At 72.3% G+C, this 8,414-nt stretch carries 9 protein-coding genes and 1 pseudogene; 6 read left to right on the top strand and 4 right to left on the bottom strand.

From position 1 onward, the window contains the following. Both ACFFCA_RS19435 and ACFFCA_RS19430 read left to right on the top strand, forming a co-directional pair. Positions 1-85, top strand: a pseudogene (locus ACFFCA_RS19435) (amidase family protein); the annotation flags it as partial. Further along, complete coding sequence (locus ACFFCA_RS19430; RefSeq protein ID WP_375487878.1) at positions 68-784, top strand: alpha/beta hydrolase; 717 nt, start codon at positions 68-70, stop codon at positions 782-784. The pseudogene ACFFCA_RS19435 and the gene ACFFCA_RS19430, both read left to right, overlap by 18 nt. Before the next feature lie 183 nt (positions 785-967). On the opposite strand, the gene ACFFCA_RS19425 is transcribed toward ACFFCA_RS19430, so the two are convergent. Continuing rightward, complete coding sequence (locus ACFFCA_RS19425; protein ID WP_375487876.1) at positions 968-2,452, bottom strand: DNA recombination protein RmuC; 1,485 nt, start codon at positions 2,450-2,452, stop codon at positions 968-970. 101 nt (positions 2,453-2,553) lie between these two features. On the opposite strand from ACFFCA_RS19425, the gene ychF reads away from it, so the two are divergent. Then, positions 2,554-3,627: a redox-regulated ATPase YchF gene (gene ychF, locus ACFFCA_RS19420; RefSeq protein WP_375487874.1), complete on the top strand. Its 1,074-nt coding sequence runs from the start codon at positions 2,554-2,556 to the stop codon at positions 3,625-3,627. Positions 3,628-3,674: 47 nt separating this feature from the next. On the opposite strand, the gene ACFFCA_RS19415 is transcribed toward ychF, so the two are convergent. Further along, the gene (locus ACFFCA_RS19415) at positions 3,675-4,982 is read right to left on the bottom strand and encodes a glycerophosphodiester phosphodiesterase (RefSeq protein WP_375487872.1); all 1,308 of its coding nucleotides are present in this window, start codon (positions 4,980-4,982) and stop codon (positions 3,675-3,677) included. Between the two features lie 242 nt (positions 4,983-5,224). On the opposite strand from ACFFCA_RS19415, the gene ACFFCA_RS19410 reads away from it, so the two are divergent. Further along, complete coding sequence (locus ACFFCA_RS19410) at positions 5,225-6,025, top strand: hypothetical protein (RefSeq protein WP_375487870.1); 801 nt, start codon at positions 5,225-5,227, stop codon at positions 6,023-6,025. Positions 6,026-6,104: 79 nt separating this feature from the next. Then, a complete protein-coding gene (locus ACFFCA_RS19405; protein ID WP_375487868.1) occupies positions 6,105-6,401 on the top strand; it encodes a hypothetical protein in 297 nt (98 codons plus the stop codon). Between the two features lie 6 nt (positions 6,402-6,407). On the opposite strand, the gene ACFFCA_RS19400 is transcribed toward ACFFCA_RS19405, so the two are convergent. Further along, a complete protein-coding gene (locus ACFFCA_RS19400) occupies positions 6,408-6,905 on the bottom strand; it encodes a hypothetical protein (protein ID WP_375487866.1) in 498 nt (165 codons plus the stop codon). 32 nt (positions 6,906-6,937) lie between these two features. After that, on the bottom strand, positions 6,938-7,360 hold the full coding sequence (locus ACFFCA_RS19395) for a cyclic nucleotide-binding domain-containing protein (protein WP_375487864.1): 423 nt from the start codon (positions 7,358-7,360) through the stop codon (positions 6,938-6,940). Positions 7,361-7,522: 162 nt separating this feature from the next. Here ACFFCA_RS19395 and ACFFCA_RS19390 point away from each other — a divergent pair. Next, the coding region (locus tag ACFFCA_RS19390; protein ID WP_375487862.1) for a serine/threonine-protein kinase at positions 7,523-8,414 on the top strand (892 nt) is incomplete at its 3' end.

Raw genomic sequence — 8,414 nt, 5'->3', positions numbered from 1 at the left:
CGCCGCGGCGCTCGTGCCACTGGCACTTGGTACGGACACCGGCGGATCGATTCGCCAACCTGCGGCGCTGACCGCGACGGTCGGCTGCCTCGGCTGGCCGGCCCCGACGCATCCGGCCGACCCGCCGGTGCCGGCCGGCGCTGCGCTCAACCCGCGGCACGTTCCGGTGCTGATCCTGAACGGGCAGCTCGACTCGCTGACGCCGGCGGCCGGCGGTGCGCACATCAAGCGGCAGATGGGCCGGGGCGCCCGCACGGTCGTCGCGGCGAACACCGTGCACCTGGTGGCCCTGGAGAACGCCGACCCGTGCGGGCGGTCCCTGGTCCGCCGGTTCGTCGCGCGGCCGACGGCCCGTCTCGACGCCGGGTGCGCGTCGCGGATCCCCGCCGTCCGGGCCGTGCCGGCGTTCCCGCGCCGCTACGGCAACGTGGTGGCGGCGCGCGGACACGCGGCGCGCTCGACGCGTCGGCTGGCCGCGATCGCGGTGGCCGCGGCGGGCGATGCGCACTATCGCTTCGACTACGTCGACGGCGACCGTGACCTGGGGCTGCGTGGCGGGTCGGTGCGCTACGACGACGACGGCAACGCGACCCTGCGCGCGGTGCGGTGGACCACCGACACCCGGGTGAGCGGCACGGTGACGGTCACCGCGCACGGTGTGCGCGCGCAGCTGCGCGTGACCGGCCCGAAGGGGCGGATCGTGCAGGTCGCCGTGCGCTGGGGGACGGGACGCCGGGCGGTCGCGATGGTCGGCCACCGGCGCCTGACCGCGCCCGCGCCGTAGCGAGCCGACGTCGACGTCGCCGCCGTCGTCGTCGCCGTTGCCGTCGCCGTCGTCGTCGCCGTCGCCGTCGCCGTCGAAATGACGGTTTGCAGACTCGCGGGTCAGGACCCGCGCGTCTGCATACCGTTGCCCACGACGAGTCGGGGCGGCGGCGGAGTGCCATCCGCTCGGCGCAGCGGCGCGTCAGGACGTGGCGCGCGCTCCCTCTGCGGAGTCGGCGCCGCCCAGCAGGTCGCCCTGGCCGGCCGGCACCTTGGGCTTGGGCAGCGCGACCAGGCGCTGCTCCGAGATCTCACCGGCCTGCACGACCCGGGTGGCCTCGGTGATCTGCCGCGGCGCCTCGATGGCGTCGCTGACGTCGACGACCTTCAGGTCGGCCATCTTGCGGGCGGTGACGAACACCCGGGAGTCGAGCGAGGTCACCGCCTTGTTGTAGTTGCCGACCGCGCTGGTGAGCGAGCTGCCCAGCTTGTCGATGTGCCCGCCCATGGTCGCGAGCCGCTGGTACAGCTCGCGACCGAGCTGGTGCACCTCGGCGGCGTTGGCGGCCAGCGCCTCCTGCCGCCAGGTGTAGGCGACGGTGCGCAGCAACGCCACCAGCGTCGACGGGGTGGCCAGCACCACGTTCTGGTCGAAGGCGCGCTCCTGCAGGCTCGGGTCGACCTGCAGCGCGGCGTCGAGGAACGCGTCCGCCGGGATGAAGCAGACCACGAACTCCGGGGTGGGGGAGAAGTGCTCCCAGTAGGCCTTGGCGCCGAGCTGGTCGATGTGGGTGCGCAGGTGCCGCGCGTGCGCCTTCAACCGCAGGTTGCGGGTGGCCTCGTCGCGGGCCTCCATGGCCTCGAGGTAGCCGGCGAAGGCAACCTTGGAGTCGACCACCACGTTCTTGCCGCCCGCGAGCCGGACGACGAGGTCGGGCCGCAGCCGCCCGTCGTCGCTCGTCACCGTCTCCTGGGTGACGAAGTCGACGTGCTCGGTCATGCCGGCGGCCTCGACCGTGCGCTGCAGCTGCATCTCGCCCCAGCGGCCGCGCACCTGCGGGGCGCGGAGCGCGGTGACGAGCTGCGACGTCTCGAGGCGCAGCTGCTCCGAGGTCTGGCGCATGGTGCCGACCTGCTCGAGGAGCTTCTCGTAGGAGCCGGCCCGGTCGCGCTCCACCGAGTTGAGCTGGCTCTGCACCCGCTCGAGGGTCTCGCGCAGCGGCAGCACCATGCCCTCGATGGCCTGCTGGCGCTGGGCCAGGTCACCCTCGGAGGAGGCCTTGGCCGCGGTCAGCCTGGCCTCGGCGAGCTCGGCGAACGCCTGGTTGTTGGCCTGCAGGGCCTTGCCCGCGAGCGAGTCGAACGCCTCGCGCAGGCGGCCCTCGGCCACGGCGTCCTCCTCGATCCGGCGGCGGTGCGCCGCGCGCTCGGTGTCGAGGGTTGCCGTCAGCCGGGCGACCTCGTTGCGGGCCTCGTGGGTTGCGGACTCGGCGCCGGCCAGGGCCTCCCGGGCGGCGGCCTCGGTGCGGGCCACGGCGTCACGACCGGCGGCTTCCGCCTGTGCCAGTGCGGCGCGCGACGAGGCCTCGGCCCGGGAACGGCCGAGCAGCACCCCGATGACCACACCGGCGGCCAGGGTGAGCAGGGCCAGGAGAACAGCAGCGACGTCCATGGCTTCGATGCTCACACCGGGGTCCGACAGTTTCGGGATCGACGCGCCCAATCGGCTGTCGGGCCCGGATCCGCGGTGGTTCGTGGACCGTCCGGGCGCCCGTAGACTGGGCGCCCGTGAGCTTAACGATCGGCATCGTCGGCCTGCCCAACGTCGGCAAGTCCACCCTGTTCAACGCGTTGACCAAGAACGACGTGCTGGCCGCCAACTACCCGTTCGCCACCATCGACCCGAACGTCGGTGTGGTCGGCGTCCCGGACGCGCGTCTGGACGTGCTCGCACGGATCTTCTCCTCGGCCAAGATCATCCCGGCCACGGTGAGCTTCGTCGACATTGCGGGCATCGTGCGCGGCGCGAGCACCGGTGAGGGGCTGGGCAACAAGTTCCTCGCCAACATCCGCGAGGCGGACGCGATCTGCCAGGTCATCCGGGCCTTCAGCGACCCCAACGTGGTGCACGTCGACGGCGAGGTCGACCCCGCGTCCGACATCGAGACGATCAACACCGAACTGATCCTCGCCGACCTGCAGACCCTCGAGAACGCGATCCCGCGGCTGCAGAAGGATGCGCGGCTGCACAAGGACCGGGCGTCCGTGCTCGCGGCCGCCGAAGAGGCCATCGAGTTCCTGCAGAAGGGCACGACCCTCTACTCGTCCGGCCTCGACGTCGCGGAGCTTCGCGAGCTGACGCTGATGACGACCAAGCCCTTCCTGTACGTCTTCAACGTCGACTCCGACGAGCTGGAGAACGCCGGGTTCATCGCCGAGCTGCGCGCCCTCGTCGCGCCGGCCGAGGCCATCTTCCTCGATGCGAAGACCGAGGCCGAGCTGATCGAGCTCGACCCGGCGGAGGCGCTCGAGCTGCTGCAGTCCATGGGCCAGGAGGAGTCGGGCATCGACCAGCTCGCCCGCGTCGGGTTCGCGACCCTGGGGTTGCAGACCTATCTGACGGCCGGTCCCAAGGAGTCCCGGGCCTGGACCATCCCGGTGGGGGCCACCGCGCCGCAGGCCGCCGGCGTCATCCACACCGACTTCGAACGTGGCTTCATCAAGGCCGAGGTGGTGTCCTACGACGATCTCGTGGACGCCGGGTCGATGGCCGAGGCCAAGGCCCGCGGCAAGGTGCGCATCGAGGGCAAGGACTACGTCATGGCGGACGGCGACGTCACCGAGTTCCGCTTCAACGTCTGACCGGGCCGCCTCGGCGCCGCGTTGTCAGCGACGCGGTCGGTCGCCGCTCAGGTGCAGCTGCGCCGGTACAGGCCCATGATCGTGACGGTCACGCCGGCGTAGCGGTAGTTCGTCGCCACCCGGATGCCGTTCAGTTGCGCGATCCCGACCCGTACCGTCACCGCCCTGTTGCGTTGCAGCCGCAGGGTGGTCACGTGCGTGCCCAGGTTCTCCGGCGCGAGCTGCGCCGTCTCGGTCGCGTGCGCCGACTCGCTGATGCGCACCAGCGCAGCCTCGTAGGTCGGGAGTGCCGCAGCCTCGTGGTAGTAGGCCGAGTAGGTGAACTTGCTGGTGGGGTTCAACGCCCGGTCGGCGACGTCGTGCCAGGCCAGGGTGCAGACGCCCGGGTGGCTGACCGCCTCGGTCACCAGCTCAGGGCTGTTGACGATGACGACCTGCGCGCCCGAGGAGACGGCGCGGTGGGTCGCGGCGGTTGTGGCCTGCTGCGCGGCGATGGACAGGGCGCCGGGGTCGGTGGGGACGGCGTCGATACCCCACACCGTCGGCACGAGACCGAGCGAGCGGAGGTACTCGTTGAAGTACGGGGTCGAGTAGGCCGCGTTGTAGGACAGGTCGTAGGCGCCGAGCTGTCGCGCCTGCTGGGCGGCCCACGTGGTCGGTTGGTCGATGAGCGCCGAGACGCGCAGGTCCGGTGACGCACGATGGAAGCCGGCGATACCCGCCCAGGCGAAGTCCTGCACGATCGCGCGGTCGGCGAGCCCGGCGTCGACGACGCCTTTGCCCACGCGGTAGGCCGCGGCAGCCACCGCGTCGTCGGACGCACCCGGCACGGTCTTCGACTCGAGCCGCAGGCCGGTCACCGTGTTCGAGCTATGCGTCATCAGGTCGAGCAGTTGGTCCTCGGTCGGGATGGGCTGACCGTCGCACTGCATCTCCTGCAGCTGAGTGGACGTCAGGGTGGTGATGTCCTGGTCGAGGTAGGGCCCGCTGCACCGCGGTGCGGTGAGTGTGGCATCGTGCTCGACCACCGCGACGTCGTCGGCGGTGATCCAGGTGTCGGCCTCGACCTCGCCCACGTTCTCGTCGAGCGCGTGCTGGAAGGCGAGCAGCGAGTTCTGCGGCTCCTCCTGTGCCCCGCCGCGGTGCGCCGACACGGTGATGGTCACCGAGACGGTCGCGTGCCTCGCGGGGGTCGGTGTCGCGGCGACGGACCGCGCGACGCGCACGCTCCGGCCCGCGGGTGCGACACCGGCCGGTGCCGCGCTGCTCGTGTCGGCCCACCCGACAACGGCGACGTAGGCCATTAGGCAGCTGCCGACGGTCGTCGCGACAGCGCGGAGCGGCATGGTGCGCATGGGGGCTCGGTCGCATCTCGATCGACGTCCGGGACGGTCCTGCCCGGCGCGGCCGATCAGGTGACGCGAGTCTGAAGGACCCCGTTCCACAAGGTCAACTCGAGTGATCGGATCGATACCCGCCCGTAGCGTACGGCTCGCCGGGTGCGGGACCGAACCTGTCGGGCCGCTGTAGTAGACATCGGGACAGCAGGTGTTGTCGGGCAGCGGGGGCCGTCTCGAGGAAGCAGGTGGTGGCCGCGATGCCGACCCGGCCCGTGGACACCTTGTTGCGCCTGCTCGATCCCCGTCACCGCGACGGCGGGCTGTGTCTCGACCTGCGCACCATCGACTGGATGCCGCCGGCCGCGATGGTGGCCGTCGCCGCGCAGGCCCATCGCGCCCGCCAGCACGACCAGCAGCTCACGGTGCTGGCGCCGACCTCCGGCGAGGCCGCGAACTACGCCGCCCGCATGCGCCTCGGGCACGTGCTCGCCGGGCTAGGCGCGCGGCACGACTTCCCGGGGGCCGACCGCGGCCCCGGCGACGCCAGCGCCCACCTGATCGAGGTGACCGCGATCGAGGGCAGCACCGCCGTCGACCGCCTGGCCCGGCTGGTCTTCGACAAGCTCGCCGACACCGACCGCGCGCTGGCCGCCGCCCTGCACGGCAGCGTGGGAGAGATCGCCGAGAACGTCCCCGACCACGCCCGGACGGTCGGCTTCATGGCCGCGCAGACCCTGCCGCGACGCAACGAGTTGCTGCTCGCGGTGGGCGACGCCGGGGTGGGAATGCGGGCGACGCTGGCCCGGCGCGGCGCCCGCACCCATGAGCACGCCATCGAACTCGCGACCCGTGAGGACGTCAGCCGCTACGACGAGCCCGACCGTGGCCGCGGCCTGCCCAGGGCGCTGCGGCTCGTCGCGGGGCAGCGCGGCAGCGTCTACATCGCGTCGGGAACGGCGTCGATCCGGCACTTCCCGAGCACGCGTCGCTACCTGCAGACCACCCACGGGTACCACGGCACCATCGTGGAAGCCCGCATTCCGCTGTCCGCGCGGTAATCTGGGGTCACCGTTGGCGCACCGGCACGACGTTCAGGTCATCGAGGCGCCCGGTTCAGGAACGACGGAGGGGGATCCGATGCCGACTCTGACGCTGGCCCAGCTCGTCGCGGGACGCGACCTCGCAGCGGCCGTCGTCGGCAAGCTGGGGCCCATCGAGGACCAGCGCGTCGTGGTCGACGCCCGACCTCTCATCAGCGGCACCACGTCGTTCGCCAGCCAGCTCGTGCGCAGCATCCTCGTCGACGCCCGAGCCAAGGAACTCACCCTGGTCGGCGGCCCGGCCGACTTCGCCGCCGACGTGCGCTCGGCCGCGGACCGGCTGGAGCTCGGCGACCAGGTGCGCACCGACGCCGCACTCGACGTCGCCTCCTGACCCTCGTCACCGTCCCGCGGACGGGCGACGAGCGAGCCGGCCGCGTCGTGAGGCCAAGGCCGCGGCGACGAGCTCGTTGAGCCGGTCGAAGGCGGCCTGCTCGTCCGCGGCCTCCACGTCCTTGTCGTCGATGGGCGACTGCTCGGCCTTGGGCCGCCAGGTCTGCGCCGCGGCCACGACCGCGGCGTCGTCGACCCGTGACAGCGCCTTGTCGAGTGCGCCCCGCGCGGCCCGCACGTTCGTGTCGACGGGCGTCGGCACCGACATGGTGAACGTGCCGTCGCCGGGTGCTGCCAGGTCGACCTCACTCTTCAGCGCGGCACCGAACTCGGCGAGCGCGTCCCGCAGGTCGAGCGCGGCGTCCTGCGCGTCGATGAGGAACTCCTTGCGGCGTTCGTAGTCGCGGTCGCGACCGGCCCGGACATCGGCCCGGACCCCGCCGTAGAGCGCCACCACGAGCGCCGCACCCGAGGTGATCCAGGCGGCCACGACCGGCGCGTCCACCAGCAGTCACCCCTCCGTCGCGGCGATGCGTCCTACCGGGACTGCTCGAGGGCGCGGATGCGACCGCACAGCGCGACGATGAGCGCGCGCGCCAAGGTCGGTTCGCTGTCGACGAGGCGCAGGAAATCGGTGCGGGTCAGCGCCAGGGTCACCAGGCCGGGCCCCGCGGTGACGGTGGCCGAGCGCGGCTCGCCGTCGAGCAGGCTGATCTCGCCGAAGTAGTCGCCCGCGGCGAGGGTGCGGCGCAGCGCCCCGTTGACGCTCACCGTCGCCGTGCCGTCGACGATGACGTGGAACGCCAGCGCCCCGCGTCCCTGCGCCGCGATCTCCGTCCCCTCGCTGTGCTGCACCTCGCGGGCCAGCTTGGCGACCGCGGAGAGATGCCGCGACGACAGGCCGGCGAACAGCGGGACGGCGGCAAGAACGGCTTTGGGGTTCGCCGATGATCCGGGCATGGGTCTCCTCGAGCGGGCGGCGTCGCAGATCGACTGTGCGCGAACGATACAACGGCGGCGAACGCGCGAGCGGCATGATCGCCGACGCAGCGACGTACCGGCGCGGGCTCGTGCGTGAGAGCATGGCGCGGCACGTCGCACGACGCCGGTGACGGGGGACGGATGGCACAGACCTTCGGCCGCTACGAGCTGCGCGAGGTGCTCGGCCGGGGCGGTATGGGCGAGGTGTACCGCGCCCGCGACACCGTCCGGCAACGCGACGTCGCGTTGAAGGTGCTGCCCGACCATCTGGCCGGCGACGAGAAGTTCCTCGCACGCTTCCGCCGCGAGTCCCGTCTCGCTGCGCAGCTCAGCGACCCGCACATCATCCCCATCCACGACTTCGGCGAGATCGACGGACGGCTGTTCATCGACATGCGCCTGGTACTCGGTTCGGACCTCGGTTCGCTGATCGAGGACCGCGGGCCGCTCACCGTCCCGGTGGCGGTCGACATCCTGGGCCAGGTGGCGTCGGCCCTCGACGCCGCGCACGCCGACGCGTTGATCCACCGCGACGTCAAGCCCGGCAACGTCATGCTGACCGGCCTCACCGACGACCTCGAGCAACGGCCGCCGTTCGCCTACCTCGTGGACTTCGGCATCGCCCGGTCGACCACGCAGATGACGGCGCTGACCGACACGTCGTCGGCGACCATCGGCACCGTCGCCTACATGTCGCCCGAGCGGATCAACGGCGACGTGGGCGACGGCCGCGGCGACGTGTACGCGCTGGCCTGCGTGCTGTTCGAGGTCCTCACCGGCGAGCCGCCGTTCGTGGGCGACCTGGTGCCGATGATCTACCAGCACATGAACGCCGATCCACCGCGGGTGAGCGAGCGCGTCGACGTGCCGCCCGCCCTCGACGCCGTCATCGCGCAGGGGCTCGCCAAGGACCCGGACGAGCGCTTCGCGACGGCCGGGGCGCTGGCCCTGGCGGCGCGACGGGCCCTGAGCGACCACCCGACGACGCCGGTGTCGTCGGGTTCGACCCCGCCGGTCTCGGACGGGGGCGGGC

Origin of the sequence: uncultured Jatrophihabitans sp. (assembly GCF_964252635.1) — a bacterium.
Classification (GTDB): domain Bacteria; phylum Actinomycetota; class Actinomycetes; order Mycobacteriales; family Jatrophihabitantaceae; genus Jatrophihabitans.
Note: the sequence above shows the minus strand (reverse complement) of the source record. Positions and strands in the feature narration are given on the sequence as shown.